At 42.7% G+C, this 18,191-nt stretch carries 20 protein-coding genes; 4 read left to right on the forward strand and 16 right to left on the reverse strand.

All coding sequences use genetic code 11. The annotated features are described in order from the left end of the window. The first annotated feature begins 91 nt into the window (after window positions 1–91). A complete protein-coding gene (locus ACFQ0C_RS10060) occupies window positions 92–814 on the forward strand; it encodes a class I SAM-dependent methyltransferase (protein WP_379366360.1) in 723 nt (240 codons plus the stop codon). 122 nt (window positions 815–936) lie between these two features. Here ACFQ0C_RS10060 and ACFQ0C_RS10065 read toward each other — a convergent pair whose 3' ends face one another. From ACFQ0C_RS10065 to ACFQ0C_RS10075, 3 genes are all read right to left on the reverse strand, one after another. Beyond that, window positions 937–1,899, reverse strand: a complete 963-nt coding sequence (locus ACFQ0C_RS10065; protein WP_379366362.1) for a right-handed parallel beta-helix repeat-containing protein — start codon at window positions 1,897–1,899, stop codon at window positions 937–939. Between the two features lie 452 nt (window positions 1,900–2,351). Continuing rightward, on the reverse strand, window positions 2,352–2,702 hold the full coding sequence (locus ACFQ0C_RS10070; RefSeq protein WP_379366364.1) for a hypothetical protein: 351 nt from the start codon (window positions 2,700–2,702) through the stop codon (window positions 2,352–2,354). 436 nt (window positions 2,703–3,138) lie between these two features. Further along, on the reverse strand, window positions 3,139–4,878 hold the full coding sequence (locus ACFQ0C_RS10075; protein ID WP_379366366.1) for a Rieske (2Fe-2S) protein: 1,740 nt from the start codon (window positions 4,876–4,878) through the stop codon (window positions 3,139–3,141). A gap of 409 nt (window positions 4,879–5,287) precedes the next feature. On the opposite strand from ACFQ0C_RS10075, the gene ACFQ0C_RS10080 reads away from it, so the two are divergent. Further along, on the forward strand, window positions 5,288–6,169 hold the full coding sequence (locus tag ACFQ0C_RS10080; protein ID WP_379366368.1) for a DMT family transporter: 882 nt from the start codon (window positions 5,288–5,290) through the stop codon (window positions 6,167–6,169). Between the two features lie 401 nt (window positions 6,170–6,570). Here ACFQ0C_RS10080 and ACFQ0C_RS10085 read toward each other — a convergent pair whose 3' ends face one another. The 5 genes from ACFQ0C_RS10085 to ACFQ0C_RS10105 all read right to left on the reverse strand — a co-directional run bounded on the left by ACFQ0C_RS10085 (window position 6,571) and on the right by ACFQ0C_RS10105 (window position 10,918). Next, window positions 6,571–7,857: an IS110 family RNA-guided transposase gene (locus ACFQ0C_RS10085; protein ID WP_379366370.1), complete on the reverse strand. Its 1,287-nt coding sequence runs from the start codon at window positions 7,855–7,857 to the stop codon at window positions 6,571–6,573. Between the two features lie 128 nt (window positions 7,858–7,985). Further along, window positions 7,986–8,777, reverse strand: a complete 792-nt coding sequence (locus ACFQ0C_RS10090; RefSeq protein WP_379366372.1) for a hypothetical protein — start codon at window positions 8,775–8,777, stop codon at window positions 7,986–7,988. 295 nt (window positions 8,778–9,072) lie between these two features. Then, entirely contained in the window at window positions 9,073–9,420 is a 348-nt protein-coding gene (locus ACFQ0C_RS10095) for a c-type cytochrome (protein WP_379366374.1), read from the reverse strand. A gap of 20 nt (window positions 9,421–9,440) precedes the next feature. Next, complete coding sequence (locus ACFQ0C_RS10100; protein ID WP_379366376.1) at window positions 9,441–10,073, reverse strand: response regulator; 633 nt, start codon at window positions 10,071–10,073, stop codon at window positions 9,441–9,443. A gap of 23 nt (window positions 10,074–10,096) precedes the next feature. Beyond that, window positions 10,097–10,918 (reverse strand): sensor histidine kinase, encoded by an 822-nt coding sequence (locus tag ACFQ0C_RS10105; RefSeq protein ID WP_379366378.1) that lies wholly within the window; start codon window positions 10,916–10,918, stop codon window positions 10,097–10,099. A 207-nt stretch (window positions 10,919–11,125) separates the two neighbouring features. Between ACFQ0C_RS10105 and ACFQ0C_RS10110 the strand changes: the two genes are divergently transcribed. Further along, window positions 11,126–11,491, forward strand: a complete 366-nt coding sequence (locus ACFQ0C_RS10110) for a c-type cytochrome (protein ID WP_258213661.1) — start codon at window positions 11,126–11,128, stop codon at window positions 11,489–11,491. A gap of 71 nt (window positions 11,492–11,562) precedes the next feature. Here the strand turns inward: ACFQ0C_RS10110 and ACFQ0C_RS10115 are convergent, their stop codons facing one another. The 4 genes from ACFQ0C_RS10115 to ACFQ0C_RS10130 form a co-directional block, all read right to left on the reverse strand. Beyond that, window positions 11,563–12,591: a cytochrome c class I gene (locus ACFQ0C_RS10115; protein ID WP_379366381.1), complete on the reverse strand. Its 1,029-nt coding sequence runs from the start codon at window positions 12,589–12,591 to the stop codon at window positions 11,563–11,565. Window positions 12,592–12,619: 28 nt separating this feature from the next. Then, window positions 12,620–13,408 carry a c-type cytochrome gene (locus ACFQ0C_RS10120; protein ID WP_379366383.1) on the reverse strand — a complete coding sequence of 263 codons (789 nt, stop codon included), beginning with the start codon at window positions 13,406–13,408 and terminating at the stop codon, window positions 12,620–12,622. Next, entirely contained in the window at window positions 13,384–13,962 is a 579-nt protein-coding gene (locus ACFQ0C_RS10125; protein WP_379366385.1) for a hypothetical protein, read from the reverse strand. The genes ACFQ0C_RS10120 and ACFQ0C_RS10125 overlap by 25 nt, the downstream gene beginning before the upstream one ends. Window positions 13,963–14,116: 154 nt before the next feature. Next, window positions 14,117–14,503 carry a DUF6262 family protein gene (locus tag ACFQ0C_RS10130; protein WP_379366387.1) on the reverse strand — a complete coding sequence of 129 codons (387 nt, stop codon included), beginning with the start codon at window positions 14,501–14,503 and terminating at the stop codon, window positions 14,117–14,119. A gap of 251 nt (window positions 14,504–14,754) precedes the next feature. On the opposite strand from ACFQ0C_RS10130, the gene ACFQ0C_RS10135 reads away from it, so the two are divergent. After that, window positions 14,755–15,372 (forward strand): SCO family protein, encoded by a 618-nt coding sequence (locus ACFQ0C_RS10135; RefSeq protein WP_379366389.1) that lies wholly within the window; start codon window positions 14,755–14,757, stop codon window positions 15,370–15,372. A gap of 430 nt (window positions 15,373–15,802) precedes the next feature. Here ACFQ0C_RS10135 and ACFQ0C_RS10140 read toward each other — a convergent pair whose 3' ends face one another. From ACFQ0C_RS10140 to ACFQ0C_RS10155, 4 genes are all read right to left on the reverse strand, one after another. Beyond that, window positions 15,803–16,498: an aspartate/glutamate racemase family protein gene (locus ACFQ0C_RS10140; protein ID WP_379366424.1), complete on the reverse strand. Its 696-nt coding sequence runs from the start codon at window positions 16,496–16,498 to the stop codon at window positions 15,803–15,805. Window positions 16,499–16,539: 41 nt separating this feature from the next. Further along, window positions 16,540–17,094, reverse strand: a complete 555-nt coding sequence (locus ACFQ0C_RS10145) for a dihydrofolate reductase family protein (RefSeq protein ID WP_379366391.1) — start codon at window positions 17,092–17,094, stop codon at window positions 16,540–16,542. Between the two features lie 170 nt (window positions 17,095–17,264). Then, the gene (locus ACFQ0C_RS10150; protein ID WP_379366393.1) at window positions 17,265–17,636 is read right to left on the reverse strand and encodes a DMT family transporter; all 372 of its coding nucleotides are present in this window, start codon (window positions 17,634–17,636) and stop codon (window positions 17,265–17,267) included. Next, window positions 17,636–18,190, reverse strand: a complete 555-nt coding sequence (locus tag ACFQ0C_RS10155; RefSeq protein ID WP_379366395.1) for a TetR/AcrR family transcriptional regulator — start codon at window positions 18,188–18,190, stop codon at window positions 17,636–17,638. Before ACFQ0C_RS10155 ends, ACFQ0C_RS10150 begins: the two co-directional genes overlap by 1 nt. Window position 18,191 lies beyond the last annotated feature (1 nt).

The following is an 18,191-nucleotide window of genomic DNA, read 5'->3' on the forward strand; positions in this document are numbered from 1 at the left end:
GGGAAACAATATATGTTCTTGTACCAAATCGGCATGGTCAATGGAGAAAACATAGGCTCTAGCCCCGATGAGAGAAAGGAAAGATGTTTGCATGAACAGCAAAGAGCGCGAAGGTGCTTCGTACGAAAGTGTGACAGATCAGCAGCTTCAAGATCAGCTGAACTATTATCGAGAACGAGCTCCAGAGTATGACGACTGGTGGTACCGTCGTAGCACATTTAATCACGGAGAAGAAGCCAACCGAATCTGGTTTGATGAGGTCAGCATGGTTAAAGATTCTTTTAAAGCTGAGCATTTTCAGGGTGACTTTCTTGAACTTGCGGCGGGGACCGGCACTTGGAGTTGTCTGTACTTAAAAGAAGCCCGGAAACTGACAGTTGTAGACGGCTCCGTAGAAATGCTTTCGCATAATCCGGTAGTTGCTGAACCCAATTTGAGGACGATCATTGCTGACCTTTTCACATGGTCTCCTGATCAGTTATATGATTCAGTTGCTTTTACTTTTTGGATATCGCATTTACCAAGAGAGAGACTGGTTGGCTTCTTCACCATGGTATCACGCTGTTTGAAGACCGGAGGGAAAATGTTCTTTGTCGATGATCGAGAAGTAGCAGGAACCCGTGAGTCTCATGTAGTGGGGGCATCTGGGCAAACGATGGTTCGGAAACTTAACAATGGTGATCATGCCATTATAGTGAAGAATTTCTTTGGCGACAAGGAGATTGAGCAAATTGCAGCTGATGTGGGAATTGAACTGCATGTGCATTGTACCCCTACCTACTTCCAGTATGGGATAGGGTCCAAGACTGTCTAAAGCAGCACAACAGGAAGCATGTCCCTGAAATAGTTATGATTTATATAAGCCAAGTAAAGCAACCAAACGCTCACGTCACTGAAGGTGAAATCTTACCGACAAATAACATGAGCGCTCAGAGGCTAATTGATTCTATTCTGAAAAATGTTATTGTTTACCCCGAAGTCTTTTATATTATGCGACTTATTCTTTTTAATCTCATTATCAAATACCATGTTCCCAGTATGCGATGCTCGAATAAACACTCCATTGTTAATGTTTTTCTTAATTTCATTTCCCTGAATGTCATTATAATCGGAGTCAATTTGAATGCCACTTTGATGATTATCCTTAATTTCGTTGAATCCTGCAAAGTTATAATTAAATGAGAGCAACAAGCCATTCTCGCGATTTCCTTTTATCTTACTGTTCACAATATAATTATTCGTGCTTTGTGCATCCACGGCGTTAGATCCATTAGAGTATAACTTATTATTTAGGATTAGGTGATTCTCAGATCCTCTGATCTGAATCCCCACTCCCTTATTTTTGGAAATTTTATTATCTACTATCGCATCATGAATACTGTCTAGGACTTCGATCCCGTGGGCTGCGTTATATTGTAGTTTGTTTTGAATGACCCAGGTTCCTGTAACCACATTTAAACTCATCCCAGTGCCTGTTCCTGCTTTGCCAATTTGCTCGATCGTATTCTTCATGAAAAAATTACCCGCGGAATTCGTTACAAATATACCAACTGGTTGGCTGGTCCCTTCTATCTTACTGATTTTGTTATGAAGAACCCGATTCGATTTTCCTCTAAAAATCCGAATACCTCCAGAAATATAGTTCTTTATTATAAATCCTTCAATTTCGACACCCGCCACGTCATTCAGTGCAAAGGCTTCAAGCAGAGTATGACTTCCGTCTAAAATCGCACCCTGTCTGATTTTAGAAATGATGCGAATATTGCTTTTTTCACTAGCAATTTGAACATCTTCACGATAAACACCTGGATGCACCCGTATAACGTCCCCAGGGTTGGACAAAGTAACAGCATCTTGAATAGCTGTCGAACTGTTAGGATACACGTCAATGATCGCCATTCTATCACCACCATTCATTAGAATCTACTAGCTGATAACAGTAAATTCTAACCAATGTTATTATGCACCGAACAATTGACTACTGAGTTTCAATTATTTTCTTGTCTATATCACAACCTCGCGCTCGTAGAGAACGCTCCCGGTTGCAGCCATCGCACGTCTATTTGTGGCGGCTGCTCCGGGAGTTTTGTTTGTCGGTCAGCTAGGTCATTGCCCCCGCCCATCCTGCATAAGCGCTATCCCTACTCCAGCTCATCCAGCCTCCTCTCGATCGTTAGCCCCCCCACATATTTGTGGCTCATCTGCTTCCGCTTCTTCCGGTTTTCCTTTGTGTCGAACGACGATATCCAATCTTAGTAGTTAACGCCTGGGTTGTTGTGTTGTGTAATGTGGCAGCCGCGTCATTTTGTTTTTAAAGCTATCGTACCCGTTAGCTGAGTTACCCCCTACCATTACCATTCTCGCCATTCTTCTGTTATATCCTGCCCTTCTTCAACTTTGAGTCCAGCTAGCTTTGCCGCTATATCAATGAATTCAGCCAATTCTTCTCTTTCCATTGTCTCTATGAAAAAGTCATTCTCTTCATTCAACTGGTTAAAAGAAACTACTATTTCTCCAACCAAAGTCATGATCTTCTCCTGGTCAGGATTTTCCTGTATTAGGTTCAATTCGTTAATATATTTATCAATTATCTTATCGCATAACTCTAATCGTTTATGTGTAAATAGATCATCTCCATATTCCACCATACGTTCATGCCATTTTTTTGTTGGTTTTTCATTTAATAAATCTTGCAAGTTCATAGAAAAATCTCTTCTTTCTCCAATAATTTTTACCATTATTATGGTATTTCACATAATGTCTTAACAATAATAATTCGTCAGGAATCAACTTATTACCTTTTTTTATAATATTTGCTTATCGCTAAACTGCCAGTTAGCTTAATGTCTCCGACAGTCTAATACTATATTTTCTCACTCTGCAACAATATTTTCTAACATGTGCAACTATACTTCGCGACAATGTAGGGAGAATTGTGCATTTTCAAATGACACAATTCTCCCTACATAAAAAATAAAAAGCCTGATTCCTCAAGCTTTTCTTCAATATGTTATGTAGGCACATTTGTGTCATTGGACAGTTATTTTGCAAATCTCCCTACATTGTAATAACAGACAACATTTCACTTTACAAATGAAAATACTTTTGCAATAATCACAGCGGGCTGGGTATCTCACTTTATTCTTCTTCGAACAGTTTCTCGCCGCGATGGAGGCGCCATGCAATTTTCGCCGTATGAGGTGTCTCGCGGGAAGTCGGAGCATGAGCCGCCAAATAACGCGTTACCGCAAGGATCAGCGTTTCCCGGGCTTTCTCAGCGAACGGTCCTGACTCGGAAGTCCAGCGGTCATATTCCGATACGGCCGCCTCGTACATTTGGAAGGAGTGGAATTCCGCATCCTCTCGAAGCAGCGCATGACCCAATACGCTAAATAAAGGCTCCGGTTTTCCGCCGCTGCGCAGATAGCGGATCACCCATGCCGCCGCTGGCGCCACCTGCTGCTGTTTGTCGAGAATCTCAAGCAGCTCCGCGGGCTGTGGCACTTCCTCAGCCGCGCCAGTTGCAGCCGGTCTCGGGGCAGCCGGGATGTTCAAAAACCGGTCGAGGTAAATCGTAGCCGCCGTATGGAAAATGCCGCGAACCAGCCATGGATCGGTGGAACGGATCAAACCTTCGTGAACGGCGTGAGCATGCGTAAACGTGTGTAGCACCGAAATCCAGTCCCCGAAATCGTTCTGTGTATGGAAGCGGACGACCCGTTCCGCCGCAGCCAATGCGGCAATTTGCGAGATGCGCACCGGAGAGGCGCCGCCGAGCAAAGCTTCCTTTAGCACGCGAACGGTCCGCAACGGTTCGTCTCCGAGCAGCGTTTGGAGAAGCGCCTCGTCGTCGATGCCTGAGCCCCCGCTATCTGACGAAACACCCTTATTCGACAGCTCTTCGAACGCTTCCTTCAACGGTTGAACCAAATTGACCGGAGACTGCCAGCTGTGAAGCTCTTCGCTGCGCGAGGCGTCTCCAAACATCGGAACGAGCGAGGCGAGGACATATTTTCGCTGCTCAAGCCCGACATACTTCAAGCTCTCGAATGACTTATTATGGAAATCGAGTGTGTGGCCTCCATTAATATAGAAATGGTCCGTCGCAGCAATGCTCATCATTGAGAATAACCGCTTCTCATCCGCCCCCGCCTGAATGGCGGTCAGCAGCACCCGTTCGGCACCGCGCGTATCCCGAACCTCGATGCAATCGCGGTACCATCCCGACAATCGTTCTTCGGAAACGCCCGTATTCGGGAGCGGATCGAGCAAGTAGCGCGTTCCGCTTCCAGCTGAGTCACGTGCCGTACGCAGCAACCCTTGAAACAACGCAAGGATACGGCCTTGTTTATCAAGCTTGGGCAGGACGTTAGCCATCGCGGTAAGAATCGTTAATCCGGAACCCCACCCTTGTCTCCGCTGTTTGACCCCGAATTCGATCCCGATCGCTGTGATTTCCGTCTCGGGAACGCCCGCCTCCATTAATCCGACTATGGCCTTGGCGATGACGAGGCCGATATTTTGCTCAAGGCCGCTCAGAAGCCGGTCTTTATACAGCTGTATTTGATTGCCGTTCCGGGAATTCGGGTTGACCCAAATTAATCCATCATGAACGGTTATGTCGTGTACCGGAACATCGTCAGCCCAAGGGTCGAGTGTTCCACCGCTGCATACGTCAAACCGCGCGTGATGCCAATGACATGTCAAAATTCCGTTGCTCAAACTTCCCATGTGGAGGGGAAAACCGAGGTGAGGGCATCGGTTGTCAAGTGCATGCACTTCATCCTCGTGATAAAAAACAACAATGCCCCCCTTGATCAGTTTCGGACCTTGCTCTCGAAGTTCCTCTACTGTACCCGCCTGGATCCAACCTTTCATGAAAACGCCTCCAATTCTTGGTTTGATGTAATTTCCTTATTTATACAATATCATACTTTGGATACTTTATAAATATGTATATTTATAAAGTCGAATCACTCTTTTATTTTTTATCTTTACCGAAACACATCACATCCTTCGACATTAAATGGCAAAATTACTAGTCTGCAATGCGAGTGATGCGCATTTAGTCTGATTAATATTTAACAATATTAATTAATGTTTATTCATATAATTGCTGCGAAACTAGTACAACGGATATAAATCGTTTACAATTTACTCAAAACTACACTTATGACGCTGCTTTCTATGATTTTGTCAAAACCGTTGCCAGTCTGCCCCTGCGGTGAAGGAAGACAGGCCGCTTTGTAGAATACGTTGAACACATGATCCAAGCGTGGAGGTACCCATGAAACTAAATATATCAAATGTGGCAGTTAATCCGTATTTTTTGCTGTTTATCAGTATTCTTGCCATTGCTGTATCGTCAATTATGATTAAATCATCAAATACTCCTCCGTCTGTTGCAGGAATGTATAGGTTATATATAACTGTATTGATTCTGCTTCCTTTTGTATCTTGGAAAAAGCTAAGATTAATAAAATTAACTAAGTACGACTGGCTTCTTGTTTTATCAGCTGGTTTTTTTCTTGGATTACATTTTTTATTTTGGATGGAGTCTTTATCGTATACATCGGTAGCAAGTTCGATGGTTATTTTGACTTTACAACCTCTATTCGTAATGATTGGATCTTATTTTATATTTAAAGAACGAGTAAACAAATTAATGGTACTGTGTATGATAACTGCCGTTTTCGGTTCTATCATTATAGCTTGGGGAGATATAGGCGTTTCAAGAGAAGCGCTGACTGGAGATTTACTTTCCTTATTGGGGACTGTCGCTATTTCTGCTTATATGCTAGCAGGGCAAAAAGTGAGCCATAAAATTCTAGCTAATGTATACAGCGTTATTGTTTTTTTCATTGGTGGTTGCGTCATGCTGATATACAGCCTAATGAACCATTTTTCTTTAATAGACTATAGTTCCTCTGATTGGATGTACTTTTTATTACTTGCCTTAATTCCAACTATATTTGGGCATCTTATATTTAATCTGTTGCTAAAATCAATCGGTGCAACTACTGTTTCAGTGGGTGTTATTGGTGAACCTGTTCTTGCCATAATTCTTGCTTACTTTATCTTGGGAGAAGCCGTAAGCTCTTTCCAAATCGTTGGAGGATTATTTACAATAGTAGGAATGGGATTTTATTTTTTGGCTAAGTCTAAATGATCACTTTCACACAAATGTCCCGTCCCTCGGTTTTAAGGGTTTATCTAACATTTACTCACTCATTCGCAGGATTTCGTCACCTGGAATTCGGTCAATCTTAAGAAGATGCACGGATAAGACCGGTTGAGGTGGTGGGCTGGGCATGCGGAAATAAAGGAACTATCAGGAAATATCCCCCAGTTAGTTTCTACTGCACGCATACTCCACAAATCCCCTGGAGGTTCACCCTCCCAGATCTCAACGGGTCGCTGCCCTTACATTCCTTCGTCATACCTGTCCAAGGTGTGGAGACCGATAGCGTTTAGCGGATGGGTCTTAGCCCTTTTGGGACACGAGCTCGGTCCTCCGTGCTTTCTTTGTGAAATCCTACGAACGAGTCAATATACGTGATGCTTCTTAACTTAAGCTGCTTCTGTCCAGGTCAGGACGGTTTTCTCAGGTGTGAAATTTTCTCCTCGCTGAACAATTCCAACTAGAATACGTGCTAGCTTTCCAATTAACTTAAATATGGATTGCTGCTTTTTCATCTTCTTTTCTTGCAAATTATGCTCATGAAGATGCCGGAATACAGGGTTATTCCAAACAAGCAGAACCGTCGCGAGATAGAGATATTTTCGCAAAGCCGAGTCTCCTCGTTTCGAAAGAATAATTCGCCCTTTTCGCTTTCCAGACGTACTTTCGGCCAAATTTAGGCCTGCCTTTCGTAATACCTGACGTCCATGTGCATACTGTCTTAGATCTCCTGTGCCAGCTAGTATGGCCGCTGTGAAGATCTTTCCGAGACCTTTTATGGTACGAATCTGCTGCGCCATTGGAATCTCAGTAAGCAGAGCTTCGATATCCTTTTCAATCTCCTCAAGCATGGTGGTAACTCGTTCATATTCTTCAATGAGCCGTTTTAAGTCGAGCTTCGATTCCTCTACAGCGGTTCGATCTCCGACACTGCGTTTGGCCTGTGCGATGAGCTGTGCGGCCTTCTCTATCCCCGTAGAACCCCCAGCGCGCTGCATATGGACTCGCCAAGCATGGATTACATCCGGCACTGTATACGTTTCCAAATCTTGTGGGCTAGGAAATGTCTTGAGAGTTGCCAATGATCGCTTACAGGTCCAGTCTTTGAATACGGAAGGATACTCGGGAAAACGGATATCCAGCCACCGCACGATCCGATTCTGCAACCGTATACTGTTCGTTACCCAGAATTCTCGATCACTCATCATCGTCTTTAATCGTTGGAACACAAGCGATTGACGTGTGTACTCATAGTAGAAGCCCCGACTAACTGCATCAGCGATAACCAGAGCATCTTTGGGATCGTTTTTTGATGGGCAGTTATCTCGGTTTTCTTTATTACGCTTCGTCGTAGCAGGGTTTACCATGACCACGTGTAACCCCTTATCTGATAACCAGTTGGCCAGGTTAAACCAGTAATGACCGGTTGGCTCCATGCCGATGATGAGCTTCTTTAATCGATGTTTCTGCTGTAATTCAGTCATCCAGCGGCTCAGTTTTTCAAAACCGTCAATGCTATTTGAAAATGAGAGATGTCGTTTTGAAATGACGATTCCTCGGAAATTTGTGGACTGTGCCACATGAGTTTCTTTGGCCATGTCGATCCCAACGACGAGATGCGAAGTAGTAATTTGTTCAATTCGTTGATTTTGTCCGTCGGTTTGTTTAAACTTCATAGTAAGAGCGCCTCCTTGATGGTGTAGTGGACAAACCCATCATACCTTAGGTGCTCCTTTTTTTACAAAGCCAATTTCTTAGGCTCAACAGGAATGTTTAGCGTAATACTATAAATGATTTAACCAATTCATTGGCTCTTAGGGGTATTTCCCACCATTCGTCCGCCGTTCACGACCAGCCATTCCCCGGTCTCCCAATCCGACAGTTCCAGGCTTGCCGGTTTATAGTATAAATCGAACCGGATTGCCATCTCCATTTCCCAGGGATGACGAATGAATAATGATCGAAAAATCTCGTCCAGCCCTGGGATCGCGAAGCCGATCGGGTCAGGGAAAAGCGCTTCGGACTCCTTCCTCGATAGATCTGTCTCCAACGCGAATTGGAAAATCGGACTTTTCGTATACTTATCGTGAACAAGCTCAAACTTAGGCGTTCTCTTGACAGAGAAGTTGGTAATATCAGTCTCGAATTCCCCTTGCTCAGCGGGCAGAATGAACGGCCAGTCTTCGCCTGGGTAACGATAAAGATTCGCCCTTTCAGCCAATTCCAACAACAATGCCGTCCAATCCGAAGGTATGATTGAAGCCGTAGGGATGTTCACGCCCGCGTGATCCATTCCGATCAACCTACCTTCAAGTCGCTTGTACAGTTGCTCCATAGAAAGCGCTCCCTCTTGTACGGACTCGATACTCTCGACACCGTAACCTAGAGGAATAGGTCTATCCGAATCTTCACTAGTGCTCCAATATACAGCGGGTAAGGCCCCATTCTCCCACCGGAATCCGATCCTAGGCAAAGCCGTACTGCCCTGTCTACACGTGGGGATATATTCCAGTAGATGGAGAAAATGGGCACCCCACTCTCGCTCCTCTTCCGTGTTCTGTGGGAAAACAAATGTAAACTCGCTAATCCGTTTCATTTTAAATACCTCCCAATATTTATGGCATAACCGTTGATTCTATTTTTAATATTAGAACAAATGTTCGTGAATGTAAATATTTAATTCCCTTATTTTACCTATATTAAACTGCCCGTTTGCTTGATACTCTGTTCAATTGATTGATTGCGGTGATTTGGCCAGTAATACCCACGTTATGTAACCATTGTCGGGAATGGGATAAAGTTCTTGTCACCCGACAGTAATCGAGACTCTACTCACCCGTAAGTTGATTTGAGTTCAGCCGTCATGAGCAAATGCGTTCATGGACATGTGCTTATTTTTTCGCCGACAACCACTCCGAGAGCGATTGTACTTCTTCATTCCTTAATTTGCCTTTATAGCTTGGCATACCTCCGCCTCCGTTTTGAATTTTGGTCGCAATTTGCTCTTTACCAAGCTTGGCCCCTATCTTCTGTAAGCCGGGTCCAGCTTTGCCCTCTAGATTGGCTCCATGACAAGCTATACAGCTGCTTTTGTAGATAGTCTCTGCATCTGCAGCACCACTTTGTGTAGTAGCAGCTGTCTGCTTTTTGTCCAAAGTACTTCCTTGAGTGCTGCCACATGCCGTCATTCCGACAAGTACCATACATCCGACTAAAAATAGCATCCATTGTTTAATCATAAGACTCTTCCTCCTTTAGTTTAGGTACGTCCTCTGAACCAGCCCTTCTCATATGCGTATCGCATAAGCTGCACCCGATTGTCCAAGTGAAGCTTGTGTAAAATATTTTTTAAATGATTTTTCACCGTATGCTCTGATATAGCAAGTGATTCTGAAATTTCCCGGTTGCTTTTTCCTTGAGCCACGCATTCCAATATTTGCTTTTCACGCGTTGTAAGCGGTGAATGCTCGGGAACGCTTGTTTTGATGGAAGAAAACTCCTGAAGCAGACGCACGGCGACTTCCCTTGACATGGGAGCTTCATCGATAGCCACCGCTCGAAGATATTTATGCCAGGATACAGGATTTAAATTTTTCAATAAATATCCCTGTGCTCCCTTTTTCAAGGCTTCAAAAAGGTGTGTAATATCATCAGATACGGTCACCATTACAATTTTTACATAAGGAAACCGCTCTTTTATAATTTTGGTAGCCTCTAAACCATCTAGCTGCGGCATATTAATATCCATCAATATAAGATCGGGCATCCACTGTTCAGCCAACGCGATAGCATCCCGACCATTCGTAGCCTCACACACAATATCGAACTCAGGATCCATCTGAATAATTTCTCGCATGGCTTGACGTGCATGCGCGTGATCATCGACCAACATCAATCGTATGGGTTGAATTATAGCTATCCCCTCCTTCCTACCTCGACCGTTGTTCCACTACCCTCTTGTTTAAAAGCTAAGAACCAGCCCATTTCCTGTGCTCTCTCCTTCATAATAGTAATACCAAACCCCTTGGGATTCGCCATGCTGTCTACCTGAATGCCGATTCCATCATCGGTAACCTTGCATCTCCAGCCTTCCGCTTCTTCTTCCCCGATTACCCATGCATGTCGTGCATTTGCATGCTTGTACACATTGATGAGAGCTTCCCGCAAGGTTGCGTACAGCTCTACCTTTTCTTTTAATGAAAGTCGTTCCTCACGAAGCTGCCATTTCAATTCAGCTGCAATGCCTGTATCTTTCTTGAAATCAAGGACCAGATTGTGGATGGACTCTCCCCATGGCTTGGATTCGGCTACAGGTGGATAACGTAAGCTGGCAATGGCATGTCTGACATATTCATTAACTTGATGGACCGTTTTACGGAAGCTGTTTAACGGTTCTTTCCTCTTCTCATTTTCCTGCTCCATTTGGTCTACTTTAACAGATAGCAGAAATAAGGTTTGAGCAATGCCATCATGAAGCTCCCTGGAAATTTTCTCGCGTTCCATAAGAGCCGCTTTATCGCTTCTTTCTTGCTGCAGCATTTCTTGAAGTACCTCCAGCATCCAGAACAGCTTGCGCAATAAAGTCATGGTCACTACGAATACAAGCAGGGGAGCCAGCCAGTTCCCAAGCTCCATAGAAATGTAGGGCAATAAAAACGTATGACGTGCATACTCCCATAAGCCAATCGTTAGGGTGGGTATGATCAGAATAAGACTTTTAATGTTTTTATACAGCATAGTACTACTCCTTCCTTAATCTTCTTTTTAATCTAACCATAATTTTCAATAAAAACCTATGACTCGTAAGAGCTATCTGTTCTCGGGTTCTTCACCTGACTGTAACGAAGTGGCCTGATAGCATCTCAACCTGACTCAAAAGTGCTATATACAAGCATTCAGTCAAAATGCTAGTATATTCGAGAAAAAACCGAAGGGAGACTACCTATGCTCAAATGGACAATGGCTTTGCTATGCGGCATTGCCTGTGTGGTTGGGATAAGCGTACTGTTCATCCAAGTGAACAACCATCAAGGGGAAATACAACAGGCAGCCACGGCACCCGCAATGCCGGATGCTCCGTTAAATGCCCAAGCGGCAGAGGCGATTTACAAGCAATCCTGCATCGCATGTCATGGAACGGATTTGGAGGGAAAAATGGGTCCCAACCTCCAGAAGGTTGGCGGCAAGCTGTCGGATCAACAGCTCTACAAGCTCATTCAAAGCGGTAGAGGTGGAATGCCTGCTTTTAAAGGAACGATTAAGGATGAAGAAATAGCCAATCTGGCTCGTTGGTTGGCCGAGAAAAAATAACATGAAGTAAACAGGCCGCAAAGCTTTATCAGCTTTGCGGCCTGTTCCTTGTAATCTACATACATGCTTGATTAATTCTGTTCATTTCGCGGAGATTCCTTAACATATGGAGCCAAGTAAAGCTCTCTTACCTCATGCCTGATCCAACTCATTAAACTTAAAACAATCAGCAATAATACCAAGGACGATACAAACAGCCGGTGGTTATCAGCCTTCATCAATTTCAGAAGCATGCAGCTTAAAACAACAGCCAATGCTATCGCCAAAACGAGCAAGCCTGTGTGAAACAATGATCCACCCATGAAAGCCTTCTTGACACTGACATCCATACTTAATAACAATAGTGGACCTGCTGCAAGCTGCAGTAAGGTAAAGCTCGCTGCAAGTCTCTTTCCGAATCGTCTGCTTTCGCTGGCAACCGGATCATGGGAATGCCGATGCGATCTTCCCCACCACCAATACATAAACATGCCTGTCATGGTAAAGCTCGCAGCTATGAAATGCATATACCGCTGCCAAATAGTTGGATAATGAAACAGCGACCTCCAGAAACCTCTTGTTACGTCCCATAGCTCTGGTTGCAGCATGGAAGCAACATTAGTAATAAACAAAAGCGGAATAAATAAGAGAATCCCCATACCTAACAGACCAAAAAATAGATGCATCCTTTTACGATCGCGCCATACTTCCCATGTAAACTTATACACATACAAGGCCAGAAACGCAACGATTAGTAGAGGAATCATCATCAGCCACATATGCCCGATCAATATGGTGGAAGGGTAAAAGAACTGCGTGTAGATCGTGCTAATGATTAATAAGGGTGCTACGCCAAGCACCACTGCAATGCTTTTAAAGATGGATATTTGTGTTGCCAGCTTGTAAGCTACACTGTCATAGATCCGTTCTTTTTTGACGATTCCTTTAATCTCCAGATAGACAGCGGATACACTTCCCGCGACTAATAGATTGACAAACAGGATATGAAGGATAAAGCCTACAACGATTATAACTTCAAACATCGGCAGATTGCCCGGTATGGCTAGACCCAAATCGTTCGGTACAGGCGATTCCGTACGTAACCATGCGTGATTTCCCATATATGATCCCCTCTCTCATTTACTGATCCTATTTTTGTGAAGCAGCGTTGCTGCCAGCCTGCACTTGTTTCTCATTCACAACGCTATGAATATATGCAGCCAACGCTTTTACTTCCTCTTCATTGCCGGCAAATGGAGGCATAGCTGAGCGCACTTGGTGCATATTGGGGATAAAGGACGCGATGGCGTCTTCGCTCCATCCGTTGACACGTACAGCCATAGCTCTGTTTCGACGAGCTCCGTCTATACTGTGACAAGAAATGCACTGCATCCGAAACAGCTCCTCACCCGCCTGCAGCTTGTTCGTCTCCGTTACCTTTTGAATCCCGGATAATCTAGACTCTCTTAGCATGCCTTCTTTATTGTAGCGTTCCAAGTCCGATTTCAACACACCATTGGCATACATATAATTATAAATGACATAAGGCTTGCGAATATTTTCGCGGATAATTTCAAATTCAGCCAGGAGCAGCAGGGAAAATAACGCTGTAAATAGGGTTAGACCGATAGGAAAATTTGCTCTTCCGTCAAGAAACATAATCCCTAACACAAAAATCAACAATAAGCCGGTTACGTTAATAATAGCGAAGGTCAAATCGCTCATACCGGAGCCCCACACAACAAGCGATTGTGCCTTTTCAGGTAAAGTCCGTTGATACCAGATCCCAGATGCGAGCATAAGAGGAACTGAAAGGAGCAGCCATTTTCCAAAGAGCTTTGCAACGGTTACACGGTCCAGTCTGTTTTTGACAAACCATCTCGTAACTGGAGCAAGCAAAGCGACTCCAAGTGTTATAGCCGTGAAGGTTCGGAACAAAGTTGAAGGAATCCAGGTCTCGTTAAGAAAGGCGCTCCAAAAGGATAAAGTTTCGCCCAATTCCCAGGATTAATTTGTGCGGCCAATATACCCGTAATCAGTACCATAGTGAACCAGGACATTACGCATAAAGCGACTCCTGTGCGCAAATGCAGCTTCTTCTTATCCCCGCTCCATCGGTCCCATGTATAGAAATACATCAGGATCAGAATAACCTCAGAGACAAATACGAGCCATTCCGTAAACCAGGCCCAGTGGAAAATACGGATCAGCGAACCAATAGCATAAGGCTGAATGATTGTCGTCGTGAACCAAATACCTACCCCCGTCATGGCCCCAAGCGTGGTTGTAATGATCAAAACCCATTTGCTAAGCCATTTTGAAAAAGCTTCGAGACGCTCGTTCTGCTGTTTAACCGCAACGTATTCGATAGAGACCATAAGTATTGAGCCTCCAATTGCGACCGCATGATTGATCATGACGTGCAGAACCGCCATCATACCGATCAAGTTTCCATTTCCGATCCAACCGAAATCTATTGTCGGAAAATCCATAATGCATCCAATCCCCTCTCCTTAAACAAATAAAAATCCTTGCCGTAAACGACAAGGATGATTATATCGAAATCGTGGTTCCTCAAAATGCCTCGTTAGAGCTACATTTATGAAATGTATTTGAACAGGTCACGCTGTTTACTATATATTTTTGTCAAGAGATAATGTCAGTGGTTTTTCTTACTAGATTCTGTAGCTTATCTACCTCACGTTTTAGCTTCTCATTTTCTTGTTTTAAGGAAATCATGAGGGAGAGTTCCGAAAGCGGTGCTTGATCAGTCTGTTCTCTAAGGCTTTCAATTTGTTGGCGAAGCTTTGATTGAGTATACAAAAAGGGCTTGGATACCCCAGCTTCCAGGGAAACCGTATTGAAATTAATTTTTTGATTCCGCTTCATTAGCCTTTCTATAGCTTCTTGCGCCTTCTTAAAGGCGTGTATCGTTTTTTGATTGCTGAATTGTTTGATACCATCTGTATTTCTTATTTTGCGCTTTGATCTACCCGTCGTATCTTCCTGACTTAGTCGTATGTTTCTATTCATCCTAATACCCTCCTTCAAGACATGTATATAGTCGATCTCCATTCCTATTATAGCCAAACGTTTCATGATTAAAATGACTACAAAGTGTCAAAGTCAGGTTAGTTATGGCAAAAACAAGGAGTTCTTGGACATACTTTCACGTTTGTAATGACAATCTAGCCCTTTCGAGTTATGGGGCTTCCGTATGGACTGTGCTATAATGAGGCCAATTCTACAACAGTCCGATGAATACATCGATTAAGGAGATAACGATGAACGCTTTTTTACGAAAGAATGGATTTAAATTGCTGGTTACACTGCTGTTTGCTCTGTTTATAGGTAGTGTCATTTCATGGCTTAATCAAGATAGTCCCGCGCTGCCCGTGATCAAGCAGGCTCCCTCATTTACTTTAAACAGTCTTAAAGGAGAAAAGGTGCAATTAAGCGATTCTGCTGGAAAAGTACGACTGATTGAGTTTTTATTTACCAGCTGCCCGGACGTTTGTCCCATGACCACTTACAATATGGTGAAACTGCAAAATGAGCTTAAAAAGGAAGGGATTTGGGGAAACAAGGTACAATTTTTATCAATTACCTTTGATCCACTCAAGGATACACCTGAAGAATTCAAGAAGTATGGGGATCGTATGGGGATGGACTATGATGGATGGAAGCTGTTGACTGGGACTGAGGCAGAAACCGGAGAGGTTGCCAAAAGCTTTGGTGTCATGGTACAGAAGATGCCGGATGGCTCATTTGTCCATACCGTGACCTCCTTGTTTCTCGTCGATGGAGCAGGAAAAATTCGAAAAGTGTTTGCTATGGGCGAAGGTATGGACAATGAGGATATACTACAAAAAATCCGGCAAATTGCCGGATCAGTCAAGTAGCGGAATATTGTCTTAATAACAAAGCAAGTTTACTTATACAAGCAGAGAGTCCTCAGAATCCTCTACTTCTTCATTTTCCTTCTAGTACCATTGAAAGAATACGTATCCAAGTATAGTATCGTAAGCTATCTCCTGAACAATCTTCATCACGACCCCTCCTGCCTACTGATCCGTAATCGGAGTCAGCCACGAAATGGAGATATCTGGTTTATCCTTTGTTATATTGTCCGCGGTGGCTATGGAAATAGACCCCACCCAATACCGAACGAATGACTATATTAAGTATGCATAAAGTTTACTAGTATCCTCTGTTAGCACAAAAGGCAACCGACCCAATTCCGGTCGGCTGCCTTGGAACATATATAAGGTATTTTCTAACCAAAATCCTAAAAACGAAACCTGCTTCGCTGCTCCTTTACGTATCATCTATTTAATCTTTCATAGCAAAATCCACTGCATATTCAGCATGGATTTTCGTTGTATCAAATATAGGTACACTGCAATCCAGTTGAGATATTAATAAGGTGATTTCTGTGCAGCCAAGGATAACGGCTTCTATTCCATCATGGACAAGACTATTAATTATCTCTAAGTAGGACTGTTTCGAATTTTCATTAATAATTCCGAGACAAAGTTCCTCATAGATGATATCATGTACAATCTTCCTATCTGCTTCATCTGGAACGATAACATCAAGTCCAAATTTTTCAATAAGTCTACCCTTGTAAAAATCTTGTTCCATCGTAAAAGCAGTACCGAGTAAAGCGACTTTTTTAATACCACATTCAACAATTTTATTTGCCGTTGCATCAGCTATATGCAGTAATGGTATTGAAACCGATTCTTCTACTTCTTTTGCCATCTTGTGCATGGTATTCGTGCATATGACAATGCAATCTGATCCGCCAGATTCAAGTTTTTGTGCAGAATCAGTCATGATTTTTGTGGCTTCATCCCAGTTCCCCTCATATTGAAGAGTCTTGATCTCATGAAAATCCACCGAAATCATAAGACTTTTTGCAGAATGGTGTCCGCCTAATTTTTCCTTCACACGCTGATTGATGATTTGGTAATAAAGCAAGGATGACTCCCAACTCATTCCACCTATTAGCCCAATTGTTTTTATAGTCAAACACCCCTGAATTAAATAATTATTACATATTAACATTATTCCCCATTCAAATGATAGATTAGTTGCACAACGCCAGAGGAGAACGTTCTTGTATTAACCAATTTTAAATTCAACCTCTGTTTAATATCAATAAACAACGGTTTTCCTTCTCCCAAAATAACAGGATGAACAGATAATCTAAATTCATCAACAAGTCCTAAATTGATAAAAGTTGTAATAAGACTCGCTCCACCATATAACCAGATGTCTTTACCAGCCTTATTCTTTAATTTATTTACTTCTTCAAGAATATTATCATTTATAAATAATGCTTTAGTATCAGTCCCTTTTTGCGTTCTGGAAAACACATATTTTTCTTTACTATGAACCAATCCCCACATTTCTTTTTCAGTTTCAGTATCTTCAATTTCTGGAGTAAATTGTCCCCACATATCATAGCTTTTTCTTCCGTATAAAATAGTATCAATTTGATTTAAGAAATTAATAAACCCTATCTCAGAGTCCATAATGCACCAATCAACTTCCCCATTTTTCCCTTCAATAAAACCATCTAAAGTAACTGCTAAATCTAAAATTATTCTTCGTTTCATGATTTGTTACTCCTTTCGTTGATCTACCATTCATTATAGACCTTAAATATGTCACCTTGTGTCATATTAATACCGGAAAGTTAACTTTTCAACTATGGAAGAGGAGCTGCCGCGAATCGAGTCCTCCACTATCGTTTTCCGTTAGCACAATGATCTACTCTATCAAGAGTTTATTTTTGGACAACTGAACTTACCGTTTCTTTCTCATTTTGTGCCTCGCCATGTCCTGCACCGAACAAGTTCAAAATCACAACCCCAATTACGATTAAAGATATACCTGCAATGCTTCCAGTGTTTATTTTTTCTTTCCAAATTAGGACCGAAATAAGCACAGTTGCTACTGCGCCTACCCCTGACCAGATAGCGTAAGTCATGTTCAAGGGAAGTGCTTTGAGTGCAAGCGAGAGAAAATAGAACGAGGTAACAAAGGCAACTAGTGTGAATAGAGTTGGATATAGTTTAGTGAATCCTTGTGATGCCTTAAGCATCGATGTACCGATCAACTCACCAATGATAGAGATTGCCAAGAAAAAATATGCCATTATTTTTCCTCCTCTAAATTTGCTTTCAGTCCATCAATAATTTTTTGTCTTAGTTCTCCCTTTGGGGGAGCCAGCCCAAACATTTCAGCAAACCATAATCCATCTATTGCTAAACGTATGAGCGTCGATCGAATAGGGTCTAATCCGTCATTCTCAATTTTTTGTTGAATTTCAGAATAGTCTTTTTGTAGTCGCTCTAGCATTTCTGGATTAGTAAAATGAGCTGCTGAAAGAGCGGTATACAAATCATTCACGTAGCTATTATCTTCGCAAAAGGTTGTCTCTATGTAGGAACGTGTCCACTTACCTTGTGGTTGTGGATCATCTTGTGCCTTTTGATTAAACTCATCAACAAAGTGATTGGATAATTGTTCGATCATTCCAAGAATAAGCGTATCTTTATTGGGGAAATAATACAGCAATCCTCCTTTACTAATACCCGCCCTATTGGCAACAGCTTCCAAGGTTAATTTTTCGACACCTTCTTCACGTACAATTTGTGAGACGGTATTGAGAATTAATTCTCTTTTTAAATTTTTTTTACTTGAGATCATT

The organism is Paenibacillus sp. GCM10027630, from assembly GCF_042676305.1.
In the GTDB taxonomy this organism is placed as follows: Bacteria; Bacillota; Bacilli; order Paenibacillales; family NBRC-103111; genus Paenibacillus_S.